Source organism: Staphylococcus chromogenes, assembly GCF_029024625.1.
Lineage (GTDB): Bacteria > Bacillota > Bacilli > Staphylococcales > Staphylococcaceae > Staphylococcus > Staphylococcus chromogenes.
This window is the reverse complement of sequence record NZ_CP118953.1, coordinates 379,057-401,927: the sequence shown is the minus strand read 5'-3', so window position 1 is coordinate 401,927 and position 22,871 is coordinate 379,057. Positions and strand designations below refer to the sequence as shown.

Here is a 22,871-nt window from a genome sequence, read left to right as displayed (position 1 = left end):
TTCTATTCCCGTTCATTCATATAAGAAACGTTGGCCGATACATGTTATAATAGAAGCAATCCAATCAAATACGTTTTTTATAGGAGGACAAATGATGTCTATCAAACAATTTTTCGAAGGTATGATGAACCATCAATGGACATTAAAAGAAATTATTTTCGTTGCGTTGTATACCATCTTCTTCAGCATGGCGGTAACCCCATTTATCGGCATTCCTCTCGGCATTGCAATTTTTTATTACTTCCATATCTCAGAAGAAGAAAAACAAGCGATGCGCAATCGCTCACGTTATTAGGAGCAACATAGGATGAAATCGTGGTGGCCACGTTTAAAGCGAGTCCGCTTCCAATCGTTTGATTCATTTGTACTGACTTTCTTGTTCATTGTTCCTAGTTATTTTTTAGTTTTTTTTGTAGGCATTTCATTCAGTTTTATTTTTTTAATTTTATTTATCATTTATCGCCTTTTCACAAGTCCATCAAATAAACAATGAAAGGTTGGATCACATGTCTATAAATGAACTTATTCAAAAATTGATGAATTACTCATGGTCACTGACTGATGTTATTTTTTTAGTGTTTTATCCTACTTTGCTCTCTATTTTATTCGGGCCCATCATCGGGATACCTGCCGGCATTGTTTTTTTCGCCATCATGTTTATCGTTGATAAGGAAGATCAGTAAAAATAAACACGTACAGCTTTTCAAGTTGTACGTGTTTATTTCGTATTATTTTTTATATCCCAATCGATCCACAATGGCTGATATAGCGCCGTCACCAGTAACATTCGTTGCCGTACCGAAACTATCTTGTGCCATATATAAGGCAATCATCAAACCAATGGCCGCTTCATTAAATCCTAAGATAGAACCTAAAATACCACTGGCTGCCATGACTGACCCTCCTGGAACACCGGGTGCGGCAATCATGATAATGCCTAACATGAATATAAACCCAATCATCGTCGGCACACTCACTAATGATAAACTTGGTAACACAATCATCGCCGCAACTGAACAGCTGACAAGCGTAATCGTTGAACCTGATAAGTGAATCGTCGCAAGTAATGGTACACTGAAATCAGCTAAGGCAGGTGTGACTTTATTTTGCTTTGTTTGCTTTAATGTAACAGGAATCGTTGCCGCACTACTCATTGTTCCTACTGCTGTAAAGTAAGCAGGAAGCATGTTTTTTAACATGGCAAACGGATTACGTCGATTTAATACGCCCGCAATTGTGTATAACACACATAACCATATCCAATGCAGTAAAATCGCAATTACTAAGACAAGACCGAAAACTTTTAAAATGCTAACGACAGTACCTTGTGCAGTCATTTCTGCAAAAATTGTTGCGATATAGACCGGTAAAAATGGGATAATCACTTTTTCGATAAGTACTTCTACAATACGTTGTCCTTCATCTATCACTTTAACAATCGTTGTCGCATTGACCGCGTGTGCAATAATACCAAACGCGAAAGCCGTGATGAGTGCGGTTAACACACCCATTAATGGTTCAAATTCAAAAGTAAAGAAGGGTTTAATTTCCGGCGGTTCCCCAGGTACCTTGCCACCTGAAGCAATCAACGGCATCAATATGTATGCGACAGTAAGCGCAATTAATCCTGCGATAATCGTCGATGTATAAGCGACGCCTACAGTTAAACCAACCAAACGTCCTGAACCTTTTCCAAGGGACGTAATCCCTGCGGCAATAAAGAAAAAGATAATGAGTGGAATAATATAATTGATCACTTGTCCAAACACACCTTTGACCGTGACGAGTAAGCGATGAAGCACTTCAATATCCAAAAGTCCAATCGCTATCCCTAAGACTATCCCCGCTAATAATTTTCCAACTAATTTCATAAAATAATAACCTCCCCTTAAACGAATAAAACACGCATGACGGTGAATCCCCTCACAAAATGTAATGGTGTTAGGTATCATTGTGCGGTATAAATGTATTAAAGGCAACATAATTTCCCAAGTATTTTAACAAATTTTTCATAATGTTATCTTAATATAATAATGAATAAAAAAGACCTTTATTATCCGTCGCTCATACCGATAATAAAGGTTTCTTCATCAAATATTATTGTCTTGTCTGTCGCAAGTTTTCACGGATTTTTATAAAGGCTTGCCAGTCCGCTTCACTATAGAGCGCAATCTCATAACGTTCAAGTTGTTGTAGAACGTAATTTTTAACTTCTTCTGGCATATACGTAAGGACACCAGGATAATAGCGTTCATAAAAATCTAACCGATAGTTTGCAATCCATTGTTCGGCGGCCTCAGGAATATTTTGAACTAAATACGACGCATATTCACGCCCACGATGTTTTAAAATATATAAGGCCAAAAAGTCTAATTTCATAGAGTGTCCCCATGAAATGCCTGTCGGTTGAATAGGCTTTTTATCTAGTGGTAGCCCTAAGCGTTTAAGATCATTTTCGATTTCGACTAAGAGGTGTTGTTGCGTAAGAACTTCTTGTTGCGAAGTTCTTACGGCGCGGATTGCTTCGTTTAATTCATCTCCCCAACGTTGACATGCAATTTTTGTATGGCCCACAGCGGTTAACCCTAATGTATGTGGCAAATTAACCATTCCAGCAATGGCTTGCTCAGCTTCTATTTTTGTCATGTTGGCCGTCATCGGGTCAAGTTGGAGTCCGGTAATCATATAGCTCGTGTTGAAATAATCTTTATATAAAATAGTCCCAATCGCGTAATAATCTGAGGTAATCTCTGGAAAATGCGTGTCCATCACATTGGTTTTGACAATGCGACTGTTCCATCGATCAAACATATCGTACATATGTATAGATTCTTTACCAAAATCGAGAGAGACTTTATTTGTTTCACCTGGTGTCAATGTTAATGCAGATAAATTAGCCACATCTCCATTGAAATTGATGGTTTTCACTTCATTACTAATCATTTTATTTAAATTCCAAAAGCGTAAACCCGTACTACAAATTAACGTCGCACCTGTACGTTTCTCGATTTCTGTTTTTGTTTTTGTCGAGACTTTAAATGCCATCTCGATTTCGTCATAGTATTGCCCACATAGTGCCCCTAATGCCTCAGCGACTAAATCATTTCTTACATCTATAGGGTCAGCCATTTCAAAACGAATGTCTCCCATATGAACATCGTCATAATAATGCGCTTGAATAAACCCTTGTTGATTGATGATGTCATCAAACGTAATTTTCATTACACACGTCTCCTTAAATTTTCCCCATCTTTATTTTAACGTAAGATTGTAAATTTTTAATGAAAACGACAGGAAAAGTAAGCATTTCTTTAAATAAATCATTTCATCTTAGTTAGGGTGTTTCACATATAAAGGATTTAACAATCTTGATGACTATCATAAAAAGTCGTCATCCGTGTTTTAAAAATTCATACTTATGGTATAGAGAAACGTCTCGTTTTTACGAAATTTTCGAAAGAAAGGGGTACATCAGAGATGACAAACAAAAAAGATAAAGATTTAGAAGCATTTCGCAAAAATAATGACGGCCAAGCAATGACGACAAACCAAGGTCTTAAAGTGTCTGAAGATGAAAATACGTTACGCGCAAGTGACCGTGGCCCAAGTTTACTTGAAGACTTTCACTTTAGAGAAAAGATGACACACTTTGACCATGAACGTATTCCAGAACGTATCGTACATGCGCGTGGTTACGGTGCCCATGGGGAATTCCAAGTGTATGAAGATTTATCTGAGTATACGTATGCTGACTTTTTAACACATCCTGACAAAACAACACCTGTGTTTGTGCGTTTTTCAACTGTACAAGGTTCTAAAGGATCTCCAGATACAGTGCGCGATGTGCGTGGTTTTGCGACTAAGTTTTATACGGATCAAGGGGTATTTGACCTTGTCGGCAACAATATACCCGTCTTTTTCATTCAAGATGCGATAAAATTTCCTGACTTAATTCATGCGGTGAAACCTGAACCTCATAATGAAATTCCACAAGGCGGCTCTGCCCATGATACATTTTGGGATTTCTTTGCGCAAAATCCTGAATCAACACATACTGCAATGTGGGCGATGAGTGACCGTGGTATTCCTAAAAACTTCCGTCAAATGGAAGGCTTCGGTGTGCATACGTTCCGCTTAATTAATCGAAAAGGCGAAGCGCACTTTGTGAAGTTTCACTGGAAACCAAAACAAGGGTTAGAATCAATGGTTTGGGACGAAGCGCAAATTGTTTCTGGTAAAAATATTGATTTCCATCGTCAAGATTTATTTGAAGCGATTGATAAAGGCGATTATCCTGAATGGGAACTCGGGCTTCAAATTATTCCAGAAAGTGAAGAATTCCGTTTTGATTTTGATATATTAGATCCAACTAAAATTTGGCCAGAAGATGAAGTTCCTGTCAAAATTGTGGGTAAAATGACTTTAAATCGCAATGTCGAAAACGTATTTGCTGAAACGGAACAAGTTGCCTTTCACCCAGGTCATATTGTTCCAGGGCTTGACTTTACGAATGATCCTCTTTTACAAGGACGATTATTCTCATATACGGATACACAAATTTCACGCCTAGGTGGACCAAATTTCCATCAAATTCCTATCAATCGTTCTGTCAGTCCTGTGCACAATAACCAACGTGATGGCATGCATCAAATGCATATTCATCAAGGACAAACGTCATACCACAACAATGCCCTCAACCACAACGACCCGCATGAAACACCTGTGGAAGACGGTGGTTTTGAGCATTATCAAGAAAAAGTCGAAGGACATAAAATTCAAAAACGTAGCGAAAGTTTTAAAGATTACTATACGCAAGCTCGTCTCTACTTGAATAGTTTAACGGAACCTGAATTTAATCATACGGTTGACGGCTTTTCATTTGAACTTGGTAAATGTCAAAGCGTGATGGTAAAACAAAATGCGGTAAATCAACTGAATAAAGTTTCTAGAAAACTGGCTGAACGTGTAGCAGAAAATATTGGCGTTCAAGTACCAGAAGAAAACGAAGAAGTTCAACTTGAACAATCAGACAGTCAGTTAACGATGGAAAAATTTGATCGTCCGCTTCGAGGTCATTCTGTCGGTATCGTTGTCGATGGCAACATCAATGCGGACACTTTAAAATCCTATGCAAAAACAATGGCTGAGCATCATTTAAATTATGCGTTCATCTCTGATAAACCTCAACATATTGAAGAAGACTTTGGCATTACAGAAACATTCGACACTGTTCATCCGACATTATTCGACAGTTTAATTGTCCTTTCTGACACAGAAGACATTTTCAACAAAACTGAAGAATTTGCTGAATTAACTTATCAACATTTTAAACCTTTAGTCCTATCTGAAACAGCTGCTAAAGGCTTAGCACAAAGTCGTGTTCAGACGTCTCAACCTGGCGTTTTCGTTTCTGACCAACCTGAAACGATTGTCGAAGCTTTTGAACGTCCACGCTATTGGGACAGAGGCGAACTATAAACTTTTTGAGGTGAATAAGAATGGATTTACAAAAACTACATGATGAAATTAAAGGCTATACGCAAGACACACAACCCGGTTCTGAAAAGGACATGAACCCTCGACCTGTCTGCGAATTAGACAGTTATCAACCTGCGGGCAAATTAAAAGGGAAAGTCGCATTAATTACAGGCGGCGATTCTGGAATCGGTCGCGCAGTTGCGATTCTTTTTGCCAAAGAAGGAGCAGATGTGGCTATTGGTTATTTAAATGAACACATCGATGCCGAAGATACAGTGAAACGTTTAGAAGAAATTGGCGTTAAAGCAAAAGCTTATTCACATGATTTACGTCAACCTGACGAATCAAAAGTGCTCATTGATAAAGTTGTGAAAGAATTCGGTGGCTTAAATATTTTAGTCAATAATGGTGGGGTTCAATTTCCACAAGATGACTATGCCGACGTGACGCCAGATCAAATTAAAGCAACATTTGAAACCAATATTTTTGGCATGATGTATTTATCACAAGCGGCTCTTCCTCACTTGTCTTCAGGCGATAAAATTATAAATACAACTAGTGTGACGGCTTATCGAGGTTCTGCGCATTTAATCGATTATTCATCTACAAAAGGAGCCATTGTTTCATTCACACGTTCACTTGCGACGTCCCTCATGGAAAAAGGCATTTATGTGAATGCAGTGGCACCTGGCCCTATTTATACGCCTCTCATCCCTGCAACATTTGATGAAGACAAAGTGGAAAATCAAGGTGGCGATACACCTATGGGTCGTCGCGGACAACCTGCAGAGCTCGCACCATCTTATGTCTTTTTAGCATCAACAGACAGCTCTTACATGACAGGACAAACGCTACATCTTAATGGTGGCGACTTCTTAACTTCATAAAACAGCATTCAATATTTCGAAGTGGGTAGCGATGTTACCCACTTCTTTTTTTCAAAACTAAAAGGCAAGAGGTGTCTTTTGGAGCGGACACCTCTTGCCTTTATGATACATATCTATTTTTTATTCTAATGAGGGACTTAAGAAAAATGCCCCCTCATTTTTCCCTTCATGTTGCAACAGTCTAAATCCTAATTAAGTTTTTTCAACTTAGCTTTCTTTACGTCTTTTGAAGACACGCACGATGAACGGAAGGCCGAGTAAAGTCAGTAACCAACCTGTTTTCGTAGAAGTCGATACGTCTCCTGTTTCAGGTAATACTTGCGTTGTGTTAGTATTTGTATTTTCTCCTTGTGTCACATGAACAGGCGCACTCACTTTTGTTTGAAGGGTCTCTTCATAATAGGCATCTACTTGCGCAATGACTTCTGCTTCAGATTCTAAAGCATGCAGTCCATGCGCTTGGGACGCTCCCACTTTATTAATGATTGGCTGCTGAATTTCTTCATTAGACACGGTTGCGGATGGCTCAAGTTGAGAAGTGATAGGTGACACTTCCACAGTTGAGGTCTCCATTGTAGAGGATTCCGGTACGTTTGCTTGTTCCGATGTTTTCTCTGTCGGTTCCTCCACTACCGGTGGTTCTGGTTCACTTGGTTCTTCCACTATCGGTGGCTCTGGCTCACTTGGCTGTTCCGGTGTCTCTTCCGTTGGTTCTTCCACGAGTGGTGGTTCTGGCTCACTTGGTTCCTCCACTACTGGTGGTTCCGGTTCACTTGGTTCTTCCGGTGTTTCTTCAGTCGGTTCCTCTACCACTGGTGATTCTGGCTCACTTGGTTGTTCTGGTGTTTCTTCCGTTGGTTCTTCCACTACCGGCGGCTCCGGTTCACTCGGTTGTTCTGGTGTTTCCTCTGTCGGTTCTTCCACTACTGGTGGCTCCGGTTCACTTGGTTGTTCTGGCGTCTCTTCTGTTGGCTCCTCTACCACAGGTGGCTCCGGTTCACTTGGTTCTTCCGGTGTTTCCTCTGTCGGTTCTTCCACTACTGGTGGCTCCGGTTCACTTGGTTGTGCCGGTGGCTCTTCTGTTGGTTCTTCCACTACCGGCGGCTCCGGCTCACTTGGTTGTTCTGGCGTCTCTTCTGTTGGCTCCTCTACCACAGGTGGCTCCGGTTCACTTGGTTGGTCCGGTGTTTCTTCCGTTGGTTCCTCCACTACTGGTGGCTCCGGTTCACTCGGTTGTTCTGGCTCAACAGGAACTTCTGCTTTCGGTTCCACAAACGTCACGATTAATCCAGAATCATGTCCTTTTGTATCTGTCGCAAACGCGTTAATACGATTGTTTTCGTATAATTGTATCGCATCTGGCAATTGTAAAGTATAGTTGCCATTTTCATCTGCCGTCACACCATAGGCATTCGTATCTTCTATCACAATCATGACACGACTCAATGGCACACTTGTCCCACTGATTGTACGGTCGCCTTCACGAATTGGGAAGATGACTGGTTCTGGGAAAGTTTCTGCTACTTCTGGTTCTGGTGGTACAACCTCTTCTTTCGGTTGAACCGTTGTTACCGTTGGTGTTGAAGCATTTCCATAAATATCTGTAGCCGTCACATTAAAACCGTTATTTTCTAGTAACACGACACTGTTAGGCACATCTATCGTAAATATTCCGTCCGCCGTTGTGTAGGTTTCTATCACTTCGCCATTATTAAGCGCGATGGAAATATGACTGTTAGGCTCACTTTGACCTGTAATAACGCTATCTCCTTCAGTAACTGTGTTAACTACGGGTGCTTTTGGTGCTGTCGTATCTACAACGTAAGCATACGCAGGTTGAGAACGGTTGTTAGATTGATCATATTCAAAGACATAGATCACATCGCCAACGTCTAATTGCACTTGTGTTTCATAAGGCACGCCGACCATCCACGTGCCGTTTTTCCCAACTTTCGTCTGCATAATTTGTCCGTCCGGGAATCTCACAAGAATGATATCGCGATAATGCTCGCCTGTACCTCTCACGATGTTATCACCGTACTCTAAATTCGAGACCCCCGGTGCTTGTGGTGGAATCGTATCTATGACTTGTGTCGACATTGTTCCCGATGTATTTCCAGCCGCATCATGTGCTGAAGCAGAAATCGCTTCCCCTAACATTAACGGTGCAGGCGCTTGAACAGACCAAGTTCCGTTCGCTAACGCTGTTGTTTCAACAGTCTCTCCATTCGCAAATGTAACTTTGACCATAATATTCGGTTGGGCTGACCCATTTACAACATCAGTTCCTGCTTGAGGCGTATAAATATTCGGTGTATTCGGCGCAATTGTATCAATGACTTTCGTTGCGACCGCTTGAGACGCTTGTAAGCCTTCCATAGACGCTGTAATCGCAAGGGTATCATTCACTTGAAGTGGCGTCGTTGTTGGAACAGTCACTCCCCAAACCCCTTGCGCATTTGTTGTGGTTTGAAGGACTTCGTTGTTCGGTAATGTAACCGTAATCGTCGCATGAGGTGTTGCCGTACCATAGACTTGGCGCTGATCCAGTTGCACCGGATTGACTTTCGGCGCATCAAGTTGGGCTTGATCTAAGTATGGCGCTAATAGTGCACGTAAGCGAGTTTGATTTGCCGTATCTGTAAAAGGCAAGCCTTCAGCGATACGATACAATTGCGTGCGATAATCACGTTCAGGATGCGCATCCATCAAAGTTATGACGCGCTCGATGTCACTTTCTAATGCATCTAAATAACGCGCATCCGCATCTGCTTGTGTTTCATTATTCACGATAAACCCTTTATCCGTCAGTGTGTACGTCACCGTCTGCATCGCTGCATCTTGGAAATTGAGACGTTCTCCTGTTTCAGGACGTAGCACTTGGCGTCGTGACTCAGCCTCTTTGTGCATCACTGTAATCGTATCTCCATAATTCATTGTAAAAGTTTGTTCTGTCGCTGTTAATTTCTCATCGCCAATGAATATTTTATCTAGGAGAACTTCTCCATTTTGTGTTTGAATTGTGACTTGTGCATAAGGTTGATTTTCAAAATAAATATGAGGCTGTCCGTTATTATGTCGGTATGCGACTTCTTTTGTGCTTGGATTGTACGTAATGGTAGAAACAACGCCATCACTAAGACCTTTAATGGCGATTTGTTGTGTCATAAGTTTTTGTACATCTGACGTTTCAGGATAGTTCAATGTCGCCGTATTTTCTCCATTTTCGCTTACAATAAGGTAAGTATGTTCTGGTAAGGCATATGTTGTTGATACGGGCGCCACCACTTTGTAAACCCCTGCACGCACGGAATCGAATAATACACGTCCATTTTGAACCACCGCTTCTGCGACAATGGTTGACCCATCTTTAAGTTGTACTTTCGCATGTGGCGGTAATGTTTGACCATTTAAATTAACAGTAATCGTCGCTGGGGCTTGTATCGTCGTATCTTCGAGGTCTGAAGATTTGACGAGTTCGTAGATCGTTTTTAAATCCAGACGGTCGACATATTTTTGACGTTCTGCCTCATCAGTGATGAGTGATGCTAATGTATAAATGTAACTATTATTATAAGTGTTTAAACGGTCTTCCAATTGTGGAGACGTCGGGACATGGAACAAGTCAAAATAAGCGAGGGCATTGGCACCATTTTGAGCTAACATATATTCCCCTAACCATCTTGGCACATCTGTCGGTAAACCTTCTCTTGCGGCTTGTTCACGCATTTGTTGAAGCATTCCTGCAAATGCATCCATACCCGCAAACCGTGTCATACGCGTCATAAAATCAAGTTTTTCTCGCCCCCCTAAACTGTTGAACGTAAAATCGGTATTGCCTGATAAATATGTGTCATGAATCCGTTGTTGTGCTTCAGTTTGTTTATTTTGATATAACCAATCACTGCCAAGCTTTTGAACCTCTTGTTCGTAATGATGGGCATACACATTATTAATAACTTCTAATAAGTTCACGTTTTTGTCTTGTGCCATCACGCCGTCATAACCATGACCAATTTCGTGTAAAATCAACCATCCTTTTTCCAAATAACCATAAACAGAATTACTGTTCATCCCCATATGATCATTCGACCAGTAGGCCGTCCCGATTCCATTTTTGTCTGGCATTGTAAAATATTTATGTCCAAAGTTGTAACTCACTGAAGTCGGATCATCAATTAATCCTGCCCATTGATCATAGTGCGTAACGACATCATCATAATACGTAATAAGTTCATCTAAACTTGTAAATAAAAATTTAGACGTATTCGTTTTCATTGCGAGTACACGGTCTCGATCGACACGTGGGATTAAAATTGCATGTTTATCACCATCTACATAGGCGAAACTCGCGTCTTGATCTACCCACTGTGTTTCGAATGTTTCTTGATTTTGTCCTTTGCGATAAGTTGGTAGCGCTTGGAACAAATTGTTTTCAATGTAATATTCAATTAAAGGTTCAGATTCAAGCCCTCTTGGCATATACATGAACGCCGCACTATCCACGGTCGTGCGAATACTTGTCCACGTGCCGTCTTTAGAAACGACAGCTGTTTGATTCGTTTGGCTATCGTCTGTGACCAAATTAACTTTCAAATCCGCTTCATTCGTAGGTTTTGCCTGACGGACATATAATGTTGTATCTGCCGGCAAGACAACGCCTAGACTTTCACGCGCCTGGCTATTTCCTCTTCCCATACCAATGGTGCGGGCTATTTTTGAGCCCGTTAAGACAGGAATGGATTTTTGATACACACGTTCTTCAATACCGTCCACGGAGACTTCTGTAGCGTTCGCCTCTGGAGCAGGTTCGTTAACGGCTGGAACCACAGTTGTGTTAGTTGTCGCTCTAAGTTGAGACTCGCCTTGTTCTTTTTCAGATGTTGGGGGAGCCGTTGCTTCATTTTGCTTTGTCACTGGCGTCTCATCTTTTAAGGACTCATCTTGAGAATTGACTTCTGGTGATGAAGCAGCTGTTGTCTCTTGTGGTGCTTTTTCTAGTGATGCATTGTCCGCGGTAAACTCTTGCGGTGTATTTGGCGTTGATGGTTCCTTTGGTTGCTCTACTTGAGACGTGACGGTATCTGTAGTTTGTGATGCGTCATTTTCTGGAGTAACTTTATCGTTTTCCAACGTAGCTTCTGAAGGTTGTATCACTTCTTTATGCACGTCAGGGAGTAAATTTTCTGAAGTTGTAGCGCCATTGTCAGATTCAGCAGCTTTTACATGATCTGTCACACTTAAAAATAAAAATGTGCCAAACATCACTGAGGCAAGACCAATATTAAATTTCCTTATGGCGTAAGTTTGTCGTGCACGTGGGTATTGCTTTGGGCGTTTTGTATCCAAATCGTTCATTCCTTTTACATATATTTTCTTCAATATAGTTTCGATAGTTATATAGTAACAGTAAACACCAAAGCATGAAAGTAAATTTTATCGTGTGATTTATAATTCTATTTTTAATGCATCACTGACATTACTCCTTCTTTAGGTTGAGAATAAAATATTCCAAAAGCCCCATGCTATGCGCTTTTTCAACCTGTATAGTAGACTTATAAGAACTTAAAGGAAGTGAATTTATGAAAATTTTATTACGTGCTGTTGTCGGGATAGGTCTCATTTATGCCTCTGCGCAATACTTTGGTTGGACGCCACAATCACAATATCTGCCTCAGTTAAACTTTGATATTTGGCATAGTCGACTCACGGACACCCTAAACCAACTTTCCACATTACAGATCCTACCATCTCAAGCGTTAAACAGCATCCCTTACGACGCTTTATAATATAAAAATAGCCATCAAAATTTATTCTCAGATAAATTTTGATGGCTTTCTAACTTTAGATGAATACTCGTCCTGTGTCTTTATGATGCAATTTGATGTTTTAATCGATGATAAGTGAAATGACCTAACGTGAGTAATAAAACAACAGTCGCCCCTAATACAACACTGTACGGAACCACACTTTCTGGGCCTTGAATCCCAATCAATGGCGCAATGGCACTTCCTAAAATGAATTGCACTAACCCTAAAAGACTAGAGGCACTTCCGCTACCCCCTGTTCGCATTTGCATCGCTAATGAAAACGCGAGCGGTCCAATCGCCGTTACTGGCGTCACTGCAAAAAATAAAGTGATGATTAACATAACTAGTGGTAAATGTAAAAGTAACACAATAATCGTCATGATGGCGCCTAACACTTGAATCATCATAAATAATGTTAAAACACTCAGTTGTGACCACCAACGTAAACAAAGGTTTGAAAGTTGACTTGAAATAATAAGGCCAATGCCAATGAAGACCATTAATAAGCTAAATGATTGTGGCGTCATGCCGTAAACATTTTGTGTAATAAATGGCGCGCCCGCCCCAAAACTGAAAATCATAATATACGTCACACCTTGTAAAAGCATCGGCAAGACGAAGGAAGGGGCCTTCATCAAACGACCAAAATCTTTAAAAACAAGTGAGAGTTTCGTTTGTTTCGTCTGTGTTTGTTGGACTTTTTTCATATGGGGATGAAGCGCAACAGCTATAAATAAGAGCGCCCCTATCCCTGCCAACGCTAAAAAGATGTAACGCCATGACCCAATGGAAAGTAACACGGCGTTGGCGAGTGGCGCTAAAATCGAAATAATCCCATTAACGACCATGAGTGCCGTGAAGAAGCGGCTAAGATGCGCCCCTTTTAAACTTTCACCGGCTGTCGCACGCGCAATAACGATGGCACCTCCTCCAGCCAAACCTTGGATAAACCGTAATACCAATAACAACTGCACTGAAGCACTCATCGCTATAATCAGAGAAGCCACGATGAGTAACACTAAAATGGAGAGGGCTAATTTACGACGTGAAACGCGGTCAGCCATCACTCCAAAAATAAACTGTCCAAATGCGATCCCAATCATCGCAATAGATAACGTCAACTGTGTTTGTGAAGTTGTCGTCATTAAATCTTTTTGGACAAGGGGTAACGCTGGACTATACATATCAGATAATAAAGGGCCAAATGCTGTCATTGTCCCGAGTAAAATAATGAACAATATCGGCATGGATGGCGTTTTTCCTTGCTTTTCCATACTTTTTTCCTCGATTCTTTATGAAAATATTCATTATTGTATCATATTCTATCCTGTGATGAGTGGAGAGGACGGAGGACTGCACGGATATAAGAGGCGTCACCCCCGACAATTTTTAAAGGCAATCCTATAAAGTCATACACACCTGGTGAAACATGCGCTAACCGCAAATTCTCAATATTAAATATCTCGTTGTTTATCATATGATGATGATTTTCAAGGCTCTCTGAGTCGATAGGATCAATGGAGGGGACGTCCACTCCAATCACTTGCACACCTTGCTGAGCTAAAAAATCAATGGCATCAGTGGTGAGCACAGGGACCGTTTCAGGAAATTGACTCGGATTAGTGTGGGATTGGGTTTTAAATAAAACGATTTTCCCTTCAATTACATCCTCTTTTAATATAGATTCATCAATTCTTGGTGTGTCTAAAATTTCAATAACCGTCGCTCGACCAATAAAGGGGTCTATTGGCAATTGATCAACGGTAGCCCCTTTATCATCGACATGTCGTGGCGCATCCACATGCGTTGCAATATGGGTACTTCCCGCTAATTTTGCAATGTTCGTTGCCCCGTTATTCGCTTTCGTTTCAAAAAAATGAAGTTCAAAAGCAGGATCTCCCGGCCAAGGGGCCCAGTCTTTTGAAAGTTGATGCGTAATATCAATCCACATGTTCCCGTTCCTCCTCATTTTAGGATAGAAAATGAAAGGAGTAAGACGGTTTACTGTCCTACTCCCCCATATTCAACCACATATTAATGTTGTATTCAATACTCCCTAAATTATTGCCGGCATCTTGATCTAACACACGTAGAAAATCAAGATGGCCTACTTCAGGATAAATAATCGACTTCACCTCGGCATTGCGCGCTTCAAATTTTTCAACTGTAATCGCAGAGTCTTTGTTTGGGAAAATGACATCATCTTCACCTAATAAAAACAACACTTTTGGCATGTGTTCGATTTTATCAATATCCTCCAAGTAGTCTGCTTTCAACGTATACATTAAATCTGTAATCATGGCATCAACTGGTGCTAGATACTCCGTAAAGTTAAATTTATCATTGTGTTTTTTAGAGACCCCTTGTTCTAAAATAAATTCAGGAATACTCTTAATCATACCATCTTGTTGATCGGGTTTAATATCTTTAATCAACTCATAAAATAACTTCGAGAGGCGCAATTCTTTATAATCTATTTTGGCTGCGCTATTTAAATAGATTAAATGGGTAATCGGTAACGTATTATAGCCCGCAATTTTTGTCGCAATCAGTCCACCCATTGAATAGCCAATCATGGCCATGCGTTTAATTTGGCTTCCTGCTAATTCTAATTGAAGTGCTTCGTTAATACGTGTCGCATAGTCTTCTAAGTTGTGGTCCATTCGCGTGAGCGCACTACTTTTGCCTCTTCCCGGACTATTAATAAAAATTAATTTCGCATGATGCAAATATTTGGCGAAGACGGTCATAATTTTGTAGTTCATAATGGCGCCATGGAGAAGTACAATGACATTTTCTGATTCATGATTTCCGATCGTGACCATTTCTAAAATGTCATCCCCGTGTTGCGATAATTTAACTGTGTATGGCTCGTAGTGATTAAATAACATGAAATTTCCTCAGTCTCTTTTCTAACTTTTGTAATATACATCGGAACGATTAGTTTATCTATTATTATAGTAGAAATACGTTAAAAATGCATAAGACATAAGGCGTATTTTTTAATATCGTTTTACGCCCCACAATCTTTCTTCACATTTTTGAATGACATATTTTAACACTTCTATACGTGCTGACTTTTTGTGATCAGCCGGAACAATAAGCCAAGGGGCATGCGGTTGATTCGTTTTTTGAATCATATCATGACTCGCTTCTAAATAAAGGTCCCATTTGTCTCGATTTCGCCAATCTTCATCTGTAATTTTCCATTGCTTATTGACGTCCTCTTCACGATCTTTAAATCGTTTTAATTGTTCTTCTTTATCTAATGTAAGGAAAAATTTTAATAAAATCGCACCTTCATTGACCCACATTTCTTCAAACGCATTGATTTCGTCATAGGCTCTTGTCCATTCATCATGTGAAGCAAATCCTTCGACACGTTCAACGAGCACGCGACCATACCAACTCCGATCAAATATTTCAATGTGGCCACTTTTAGGCATGTCTTTGGCGAAACGCCATAAATAATGATGATTTAACTCAACATCGGTTGGTGCACTGATGGCGTTGACTTCATAACCTGTGGGATCTAAATATTCTCGAATCCGTTTAATATTTCCGCCTTTACCTGCCGCATCCATTCCTTCGTAGACTAAAATCAAAGGGATTTTACGTTCATACAAAGCGAACTGCAACTCTCTTAAGCGTAATTGTAAGGAAAGCACCAATTCGTCATAGTCACGTTTTTTCACTTTTTGAATGTCTACATTAAACATGTCTGTCTCAAAATCAGGCGTAAAATCACCTTCTTTTTTCTCTTCTCGTTGATGATAATGCTTGATGGCTTTTTCTAAACGTTCTATTAAATGTTCATACATCTGTTGAATGGCATGTTCACGACGTGTATAGTCAATGACTTCCCATTCTTTATCAAGTAAATGTTGAAATTCTTCTTGATAAGTCACTATAGGAATAACTTGTTCATATTCTTGCGCTTTCCAATGTGTGAGCGGGTTATCTTTCATTTGGGCAATATGTTCTTGACGCTTTTCTTCATTAATTTGGATGTAAAATTTTATAATTTCGTGTTTATCATTACGAAGCATCGTTTCAAATTCATAAATTTCATTTTTCAGTTTATCGTAAACTTTGAACGTACTTTTTTTGATTTCATGAATTTTATAATCAATATAATGCGCATACCAACTTCTAAAGTAAATATTTATATGGCCTTTAGCAGGTAATGTGTTCCAGAAGTTTTGTAGAAATTGAAACCGTAAATCATGTTCAGAAGGCGTTTTTGTCGCAATAAATTGTGTGTATTTGGCATCTAATGTGAGTAACAAGTCGTTCGTTAAACGTGTTTTCCCTGATGCCGGGACACCTTCAAAGACAATCATCACAGGGATGCCTAATGCGTGCGTTTCTCGTGTTAGTTTTGCAGCTTTAAGTTGTAAAGCTTCGATTTTATTTTTCATTATATTCACCTCGATTGATATTAATTATACGGTTTAGGAATCAATGCAATCAAACATTATTTGAGAAATTTCAGTTTTATAGTGATTTTTCATTATTTATTAAGGCGCTTTCCTCGTCATCTAAGTTACATTTAGATGAAACGTTGTAATATTTGTAATATACTTCATTCTTATTTTAATTTTCAGACAATATTTTGAAAACTATGAGCACCCTTTTTATACTTATTCCTATTAATTAAAATATATAAATCAAATAACAATGATATTACATAAACGAGATTTGCAATATGGCTGTAATGTTTTGTTATTCCCTCGTAATTTACATCTTTTCTATAGCCTGTTAGAGTGTGGTTGTTGAAATTTTTAGTTAAGCAAACTTTTGAAAATGAAAAAATTATTTTATTGGAGGACTTATAAGTTATGAAAAAAACATTATTAGCATCATCATTAGCAGTAGCAATCGGTGCGACAGGTGTCGCTGCACATACAACAGACGCTCATGCGAGTGAAGCAACTCAATCTTCAATCGATCAAGCACAATTAGCACAAAAAGCATTAAACAACGATCAATCATTAAATGAATCACCTATCCAAGCAGGTGCATACGACTACAACTTCACATACGAAGGTACAAACTTCCACTTCTGGTCAGATGGTACTCAATTCGGATGGTCTTACAATGGATTTGGTGGACAAACAGCTTCTGAACAAACTTCAGTAGCTCAACCAGCTCAAATCCAAGATGTTGCTAGCCAAGCATCAACTCAATCAGAATCTAACACAGCTGCAAGCACAACTCAACAAGCATCTTCAGAAGCACCAGCTGCAATAGAAGCACCAAAAACAACTCAAACTTCTACAAGTGGTTCAGACGTGAATTCTCATCTACAATCTATCAGAGACCGCGAATCAGGTGGCGACTACTCAGCAGTTAACCCTTCATCAGGTGCTGCAGGTGCTTACCAATTCTTACCATCAACATGGGATGCTGTAGCACAACAAGTTGACCCTTCATACGTAGGTGTTAACCCTGCACAAGCTCCAGCTGCAGTTCAAGATAAATTTGCGCAACACTTATATGACACTGAAGGCCCAAGTCACTGGGTAACAGCATAATTTAATGCTTAAATAAACTGCTCTGGTTTAATACCAAGCTCATATAAAGAACCGATGAGGTCAATGACTTCATCGGTTCTTTTTGTATGTCAAAAAGCATGCGCTTGATTATAAAAACTGTATCCAAACCATATATTTATTATCCCTAATCTCACCTCTTGAAATTAAAACTCTATCAATTCTTTTTAAGAGATCTATTTTTTCGCCTCTTATATAAACACTGTTTAGCTTTCTAATTTTCAAAAGCCACTTTTAAAAAAAAAAAACCACTTTTTTTAAATGTGATTACTAAAATTTGATCCACCGTTTTGTTCGAAATGAAAAAACGTGACGCCTTTCTTCTATTATATTATAATCTCAAATCGTCTGTTTTTTTATAGGGTTGACTTTGGTATAAATTTTATACATTCTATAAATAAATTAACCATTAATAAAAACGGCTAATTTATTTCAAAATTTTATTTTCCTTTCACACCCGATAACTCAGGTTTATTTTTAGATCTTCTTTTCTCAAAAACAGCAAATTTATACCACAAAACTTTATAATTTTATATTTCCACATAGGTTTTAATGAGACGATTTGTTGTCTTTTGTTTCATTTATGTTACAGTACCACTTAAAATTGTTTACAATGCTTTACTTAGAAATTATATATGCTATGATTCTAGAGGATTACAAAAAGCACTTAGAAAATCGATAATAAATATTAAATTTGATAGGGAGACTTTTTACTATGAAAAAATTAACTACTGCTACAATCGCTGCATTCGGCTTGGTTACTTTAGGAGTTGCTGCACAAGACGCACAAGCTGCAGAACAAAACCCAACTTCTGCTTATACGACTTCTTACTCAGAAGCAACTCATGACTACATTACTATCGACGAAAATGGTAACAAACACCACACTTTAGACGGTAACTGGAACCCATCAATGCAATACGTATATTACACATACGATGCAAACGGAACTTATGACTATTACTACTACTCTAACGAAGCTGTAGATTACAGCTACGCTACTGCTTACAATACTGTTGCTACACCAGTTGTACGTGACAACACAAACTACACAGAATACACTGGTCAAACAACAACTTACACAAATGCGGCGACACCACAGTACGCATCATATAATACACAAGCTTCAGTGCAAGCACCAACTGCTTCAACTACAAACTATAATTACACAACAACAACAGCACCTGCTGCGTCTACTTCAGTACCAGCAACAGCTCAAACAAGTGCACCTGTACGTTTCACTTCAACTGGTGGTGCTAACCTTTACACTGTCGGTCAATGTACTTACTACGTATATGATCGTGTAGGTGGCGGTATCGGTAACACTTGGGGTAACGCAAGTAACTGGGCAAGCGCTGCGCGTGCTGCAGGTTACACTGTAAACAACACTCCAAGAGCTGGTGCAATCATGCAAACATCTGTAGGACCTTACGGACACGTGGCTTACGTTGAAAGCGTTGGCGCTAACGGTTCTGTAACAGTATCTGAAATGAACTACGGTCACGGTGCAGGCGTCGTTACATCTCGTACATTATCAGCTAGCCAAGCAGCTACACAAAACTTCATTTACAGATAAGATTAAATTAATAGATATTGGGATGAATTACTCTATCCATTTTAATTTAGATAGTCTTCAAAATTTATTTTCACATAAATTTTGAAGGCTTTTTTAATACAACTTGAATTAGCAAATAAGCATTAGTAGCTTTAAATTCTTTAATAGTCTTTGATAATTAAATCTCTTTCATAATGTCTAAATTACATTCCTACAAATCCTTCTTATTTCCTGAATCCTAGTGTTTTTTAATAGTTGATTCCCAATTTTTCCTAATGTGAATACGCCAGGCGAGTTTAATAATTCTTTATCCTCTTAAAACTGTACCAAGAAGCGTGACTTAAATTCCGATTTTCAATGTAAAAGTTATTCATTGTCTATTTACTTTAACAAGATAAATCTTTAAGTGCTATAACTAAAGTTATTAATTCTGCACACATAACTATTTAACATAAATACATAGACAATAATCTATATAGATGTTAATCTATTTAATGACTAGGAGGTTTATTTATGCCTTATAAAGAACTCTCAACATTATTAAAGGTATTATCAGATTCGAGTAGATTAGAAATATTAGATTTACTTTCTTGTGGCGAATTATGCGCTTGTGACGTATTAGAGCACTTTCAATTCTCACAACCTACATTAAGTCATCATATGAAATCATTAGTTGATAGCAAATTAGTGACAATACGAAAAGAGGGTAATAAACACTGGTATCAACTTAATCATGTTGTATTAGATGATATTATCCAAAACTTAAACATCATTAATACATCTAATCAAAGATGTATATGTAAAAATATAAAATCAGGTGATTGTTTATGACCATTTTAGCAGTTGTGATTTTTCTTTTAACTTTAATCTTTGTGATATGGCAACCTAAGGGGTTAGATATTGGTATTACCGCTTTAATTGGAGCTGTCATTGCTATCATTACAGGAGTCGTCAGTTTTTCCGATGTATTAGAAGTAACAGGTATTGTTTGGAATGCGACCTTAACATTTGTAGCGGTTATTCTTATTTCACTAATATTAGATGAAATTGGATTTTTTGAATGGTCTGCGATACATATGGTCAAGGCTTCAAATGGTAATGGATTAAAAATGTTTGTTTATGTCATTTTATTAGGGGCAATAGTAGCAGCATTTTTTGCAAATGATGGTGCAGCTTTAATCTTAACGCCCATTGTATTAGCCATGGTAAGAAATCTAGGATTTAATAAAAACGTGATTTTCCCCTTTATTATTGCCAGTGGTTTTATTGCAGATACTACATCACTGCCCTTAGTTGTTAGTAACTTAGTCAACATTGTTTCTGCTGATTACTTTAATATTGGATTTATTGAATATTTTAGTCGCATGATTATTCCTAATATTTTCTCTCTAATGGCTAGTATTTTCATTTTATGGTTATATTTCAAAAAATCTATACCAAAAACGTTCGATACAGCAAATCTTACAGCTCCTAAAAGTGCAATTAAAGATCCCAAATTATTTAAGATTTCATGGATTGTATTACTATTCTTACTCGTCGGTTATTTAGTAAGTGAGATTGTTAATATTCCCGTATCAATGATTACTGGTATCATTGCTTTAATATTCGTATTATTAGCGCGTAAGTCTAGGGCTGTACATACCAAACAAATCATTAAAGGTGCACCATGGAATATTGTTGTGTTCTCTATTGGTATGTACCTTGTTGTATTTGGCTTAAAAAACGTAGGCATTACAACGATTCTTGGGGATGTCCTCACAAATCTTTCAGGTTATGGGTTATTTAGCAGTATCATGGGTATGGGCTTTATCGCTGCTTTCTTATCTTCAATTATGAATAACATGCCAACTGTTTTAATAGATGCAATAGCGATTGGTCAATCTAATGCTACAGGTATATTAAAAGAAGGGATGATTTATGCGAATGTCATAGGTTCTGATTTAGGTCCTAAAATTACACCAATTGGTTCTTTAGCAACATTATTGTGGCTACATGTCTTAACACAAAAAGGCGTCAAGATTTCGTGGGGAACATACTTTAAAACTGGAATTATCATTACTATTCCAGTCCTGTTTGTAACACTCTTTGGTTTATACCTTACACTAATCATTTTTTAAGAAAAGAGGCTTCAGTAATGGATAAGAAAACAATTTATTTTATATGTACAGGAAACTCTTGTCGTAGCCAAATGGCTGAAGGCTGGGGAAAGAAAATATTGGGTGAAGATTGGCATGTCTATTCTGCTGGCATTGAAACACATGGGGTTAATCCTAAAGCCATAGAAGCTATGAAAGAAGTAGATATAGATATCTCAAACCATACGTCAGACTTGATTGAAAATGATATTTTAAAACATTCAGATTTGGTCATAACATTATGTAGTGATGCAGACAATAATTGTCCTATTTTACCCCCAAACGTAAAAAAAGAGCATTGGGGTTTTGATGATCCAGCAGGTAAAGAATGGTCAGAATTTCAGCGTGTTAGAGACGAGATTAAATTAGCTATAGAAAATTTTAAATTGAGACAATAATCATATGGTTGGACATAAAGCTCACCAATAACTTAAACGCCATCAAATTTACACTCTGCTAAATTTGATGGCTATTTTAATGCAACTAAAACAGTAAAAAGAATTTGATAATTTCCGCTTGTTAATAACAACAGCAAGTTTGATTGTTTACTCAATTGAGTGTAGTAAGACGTCAGCTCGAAACCAATCATCTATTAATGTTTTAACTTCTTATAATGAAAAATGATAATTGCTGACTAGATTGCGTTTGGCCAAACTTTAAATAACTTAAGCTTACAAAATCAAATAGATTTCTGTAATACTCCCAGAAAAGCGTGTCTTTGTGAAAAAAATTTATAAACGCATTTTCACTAATTCTCTTTTTAGTGTTTATATTTACATCGTTCGATGTTTATTTTTCATGTTGAGCATTTTTTTTGCGACATCCTTTAGATATTTTGTACAATATTGTTCACCCTTTAAAAAGGAGTCTCATTATGAACAAAATAACTACGCTTTTTACAACTTTACTGTTTCTCGTTATTCTTATAGTATTACCTCTACTTTTTTTCTTTCATTCTAATAATATACAACAATATTCAGACGCTATCCAACAGCAATACGAATCTAATGATGCCTTTCATCAAGATCGAAAAACGCATGGGTTTGGCACATATAGTCGTGGACTCAGCTTTAATGGTGATGACCGTCATTACGGAGTTGATTACCGCTTACCTGAAGACACGCGTGTGTTAGCGGCAACAGATGGCCAAGTGACACGTACCTTTCAAGATGAATATGGTGGTAACGTTTTAGAGATTAAAGAAGCGAATCAGCCTTATTATCAATGGTACATGCATTTAAATGAGTTTAATGTGCGTGCGGGTGATATCGTGAAAGCAGGGGATATCGTGGCGTTATCTGGCAATACAGGGAGTCAAACTACAGGCCCTCACCTTCACTTTCAACGTATGAAGGGGGGCGCCAGCAATCGTTATGCTGAAGATCCTGAACCGTTTATTGATACATTACCTAAAAAACAACGCAGTCTTTATCAACTCACATAAAAAGCGT

At 38.4% G+C, this 22,871-nt stretch carries 18 protein-coding genes; 11 read left to right on the top strand and 7 right to left on the bottom strand.

Annotated elements, in window-relative coordinates; all coding sequences use genetic code 11:
* Nucleotides 1–94 precede the first annotated feature (94 nt).
* A complete protein-coding gene (locus PYW36_RS01795) occupies nt 95–295 on the top strand; it encodes a VraH family peptide resistance protein (protein WP_037575879.1) in 201 nt (66 codons plus the stop codon).
* A gap of 211 nt (nt 296–506) precedes the next feature.
* Complete coding sequence (locus tag PYW36_RS01790; protein ID WP_142382081.1) at nt 507–683, top strand: VraH family peptide resistance protein; 177 nt, start codon at nt 507–509, stop codon at nt 681–683.
* A gap of 45 nt (nt 684–728) precedes the next feature.
* On the opposite strand, the gene PYW36_RS01785 is transcribed toward PYW36_RS01790, so the two are convergent.
* Together PYW36_RS01785 and PYW36_RS01780 are read right to left on the bottom strand one after the other, a co-directional pair.
* On the bottom strand, nt 729–1,871 hold the full coding sequence (locus PYW36_RS01785; RefSeq protein WP_103159556.1) for a dicarboxylate/amino acid:cation symporter: 1,143 nt from the start codon (nt 1,869–1,871) through the stop codon (nt 729–731).
* Between the two features lie 226 nt (nt 1,872–2,097).
* Nucleotides 2,098–3,222: a hypothetical protein gene (locus PYW36_RS01780; protein WP_037575886.1), complete on the bottom strand. Its 1,125-nt coding sequence runs from the start codon at nt 3,220–3,222 to the stop codon at nt 2,098–2,100.
* A gap of 255 nt (nt 3,223–3,477) precedes the next feature.
* On the opposite strand from PYW36_RS01780, the gene PYW36_RS01775 reads away from it, so the two are divergent.
* Nucleotides 3,478–5,478: a catalase gene (locus PYW36_RS01775; protein WP_103159555.1), complete on the top strand. Its 2,001-nt coding sequence runs from the start codon at nt 3,478–3,480 to the stop codon at nt 5,476–5,478.
* A 20-nt stretch (nt 5,479–5,498) separates the two neighbouring features.
* A complete protein-coding gene (locus PYW36_RS01770; protein WP_103159554.1) occupies nt 5,499–6,365 on the top strand; it encodes an SDR family oxidoreductase in 867 nt (288 codons plus the stop codon).
* 207 nt (nt 6,366–6,572) lie between these two features.
* Here the strand turns inward: PYW36_RS01770 and PYW36_RS01765 are convergent, their stop codons facing one another.
* On the bottom strand, nt 6,573–11,714 hold the full coding sequence (locus PYW36_RS01765) for an Ig-like domain-containing protein (RefSeq protein WP_172458428.1): 5,142 nt from the start codon (nt 11,712–11,714) through the stop codon (nt 6,573–6,575).
* A 233-nt stretch (nt 11,715–11,947) separates the two neighbouring features.
* Here PYW36_RS01765 and PYW36_RS01760 point away from each other — a divergent pair, with 233 nt between their 5' ends.
* On the top strand, nt 11,948–12,154 hold the full coding sequence (locus PYW36_RS01760; RefSeq protein WP_103159552.1) for a hypothetical protein: 207 nt from the start codon (nt 11,948–11,950) through the stop codon (nt 12,152–12,154).
* 80 nt (nt 12,155–12,234) lie between these two features.
* On the opposite strand, the gene PYW36_RS01755 is transcribed toward PYW36_RS01760, so the two are convergent.
* The 4 genes from PYW36_RS01755 to PYW36_RS01740 all read right to left on the bottom strand — a co-directional run bounded on the left by PYW36_RS01755 (nt 12,235) and on the right by PYW36_RS01740 (nt 16,596).
* Nucleotides 12,235–13,449: a Bcr/CflA family efflux MFS transporter gene (locus tag PYW36_RS01755; RefSeq protein WP_103159551.1), complete on the bottom strand. Its 1,215-nt coding sequence runs from the start codon at nt 13,447–13,449 to the stop codon at nt 12,235–12,237.
* Between the two features lie 41 nt (nt 13,450–13,490).
* On the bottom strand, nt 13,491–14,126 hold the full coding sequence (locus PYW36_RS01750) for a cyclase family protein (protein ID WP_157946234.1): 636 nt from the start codon (nt 14,124–14,126) through the stop codon (nt 13,491–13,493).
* Between the two features lie 58 nt (nt 14,127–14,184).
* Entirely contained in the window at nt 14,185–15,066 is an 882-nt protein-coding gene (locus tag PYW36_RS01745) for an alpha/beta fold hydrolase (protein WP_037575900.1), read from the bottom strand.
* A gap of 111 nt (nt 15,067–15,177) precedes the next feature.
* Entirely contained in the window at nt 15,178–16,596 is a 1,419-nt protein-coding gene (locus PYW36_RS01740) for a phosphate--AMP phosphotransferase (RefSeq protein ID WP_103159549.1), read from the bottom strand.
* 420 nt (nt 16,597–17,016) lie between these two features.
* Between PYW36_RS01740 and PYW36_RS01735 the strand changes: the two genes are divergently transcribed.
* The 6 genes from PYW36_RS01735 to PYW36_RS01710 all read left to right on the top strand — a co-directional run bounded on the left by PYW36_RS01735 (nt 17,017) and on the right by PYW36_RS01710 (nt 22,864).
* Nucleotides 17,017–17,712 carry a transglycosylase family protein gene (locus tag PYW36_RS01735; RefSeq protein WP_103159548.1) on the top strand — a complete coding sequence of 232 codons (696 nt, stop codon included), beginning with the start codon at nt 17,017–17,019 and terminating at the stop codon, nt 17,710–17,712.
* A 733-nt stretch (nt 17,713–18,445) separates the two neighbouring features.
* Nucleotides 18,446–19,306 (top strand): CHAP domain-containing protein, encoded by an 861-nt coding sequence (locus tag PYW36_RS01730; protein WP_275113506.1) that lies wholly within the window; start codon nt 18,446–18,448, stop codon nt 19,304–19,306.
* Nucleotides 19,307–19,798: 492 nt separating this feature from the next.
* Nucleotides 19,799–20,116 carry an ArsR/SmtB family transcription factor gene (locus PYW36_RS01725; protein ID WP_103159156.1) on the top strand — a complete coding sequence of 106 codons (318 nt, stop codon included), beginning with the start codon at nt 19,799–19,801 and terminating at the stop codon, nt 20,114–20,116.
* Complete coding sequence (gene arsB / locus PYW36_RS01720; RefSeq protein WP_103159157.1) at nt 20,113–21,402, top strand: arsenite efflux transporter membrane subunit ArsB; 1,290 nt, start codon at nt 20,113–20,115, stop codon at nt 21,400–21,402. The genes PYW36_RS01725 and arsB overlap by 4 nt, the downstream gene beginning before the upstream one ends.
* Before the next feature lie 17 nt (nt 21,403–21,419).
* Nucleotides 21,420–21,818, top strand: a complete 399-nt coding sequence (gene arsC / locus PYW36_RS01715; RefSeq protein WP_103159158.1) for an arsenate reductase (thioredoxin) — start codon at nt 21,420–21,422, stop codon at nt 21,816–21,818.
* A gap of 476 nt (nt 21,819–22,294) precedes the next feature.
* A complete protein-coding gene (locus PYW36_RS01710) occupies nt 22,295–22,864 on the top strand; it encodes a M23 family metallopeptidase (protein WP_103159159.1) in 570 nt (189 codons plus the stop codon).
* The last annotated feature ends 7 nt before the right edge of the window (nt 22,865–22,871 follow it).

What these genes read in the sequence shown, in the direction of transcription:
- PYW36_RS01795 (WP_037575879.1), top strand. Translation starts at nt 95, where the DNA reads ATGTCTATCAAACAATTTTTCGAAGGTATGATGAACCATCAATGGACA.
- PYW36_RS01790 (WP_142382081.1), top strand. Translation starts at nt 507, where the DNA reads ATGTCTATAAATGAACTTATTCAAAAATTGATGAATTACTCATGGTCA.
- PYW36_RS01785 (WP_103159556.1), bottom strand. Translation starts at nt 1,871, where the DNA reads ATGAAATTAGTTGGAAAATTATTAGCGGGGATAGTCTTAGGGATAGCG.
- PYW36_RS01780 (WP_037575886.1), bottom strand. Translation starts at nt 3,222, where the DNA reads ATGAAAATTACGTTTGATGACATCATCAATCAACAAGGGTTTATTCAA.
- PYW36_RS01775 (WP_103159555.1), top strand. Translation starts at nt 3,478, where the DNA reads ATGACAAACAAAAAAGATAAAGATTTAGAAGCATTTCGCAAAAATAAT.
- PYW36_RS01770 (WP_103159554.1), top strand. Translation starts at nt 5,499, where the DNA reads ATGGATTTACAAAAACTACATGATGAAATTAAAGGCTATACGCAAGAC.
- PYW36_RS01760 (WP_103159552.1), top strand. Translation starts at nt 11,948, where the DNA reads ATGAAAATTTTATTACGTGCTGTTGTCGGGATAGGTCTCATTTATGCC.
- PYW36_RS01755 (WP_103159551.1), bottom strand. Translation starts at nt 13,449, where the DNA reads ATGGAAAAGCAAGGAAAAACGCCATCCATGCCGATATTGTTCATTATT.
- PYW36_RS01750 (WP_157946234.1), bottom strand. Translation starts at nt 14,126, where the DNA reads ATGTGGATTGATATTACGCATCAACTTTCAAAAGACTGGGCCCCTTGG.
- PYW36_RS01745 (WP_037575900.1), bottom strand. Translation starts at nt 15,066, where the DNA reads ATGTTATTTAATCACTACGAGCCATACACAGTTAAATTATCGCAACAC.
- PYW36_RS01740 (WP_103159549.1), bottom strand. Translation starts at nt 16,596, where the DNA reads ATGAAAAATAAAATCGAAGCTTTACAACTTAAAGCTGCAAAACTAACA.
- PYW36_RS01735 (WP_103159548.1), top strand. Translation starts at nt 17,017, where the DNA reads ATGAAAAAAACATTATTAGCATCATCATTAGCAGTAGCAATCGGTGCG.
- PYW36_RS01730 (WP_275113506.1), top strand. Translation starts at nt 18,446, where the DNA reads ATGAAAAAATTAACTACTGCTACAATCGCTGCATTCGGCTTGGTTACT.
- PYW36_RS01725 (WP_103159156.1), top strand. Translation starts at nt 19,799, where the DNA reads ATGCCTTATAAAGAACTCTCAACATTATTAAAGGTATTATCAGATTCG.
- arsB (WP_103159157.1), top strand. Translation starts at nt 20,113, where the DNA reads ATGACCATTTTAGCAGTTGTGATTTTTCTTTTAACTTTAATCTTTGTG.
- arsC (WP_103159158.1), top strand. Translation starts at nt 21,420, where the DNA reads ATGGATAAGAAAACAATTTATTTTATATGTACAGGAAACTCTTGTCGT.
- PYW36_RS01710 (WP_103159159.1), top strand. Translation starts at nt 22,295, where the DNA reads ATGAACAAAATAACTACGCTTTTTACAACTTTACTGTTTCTCGTTATT.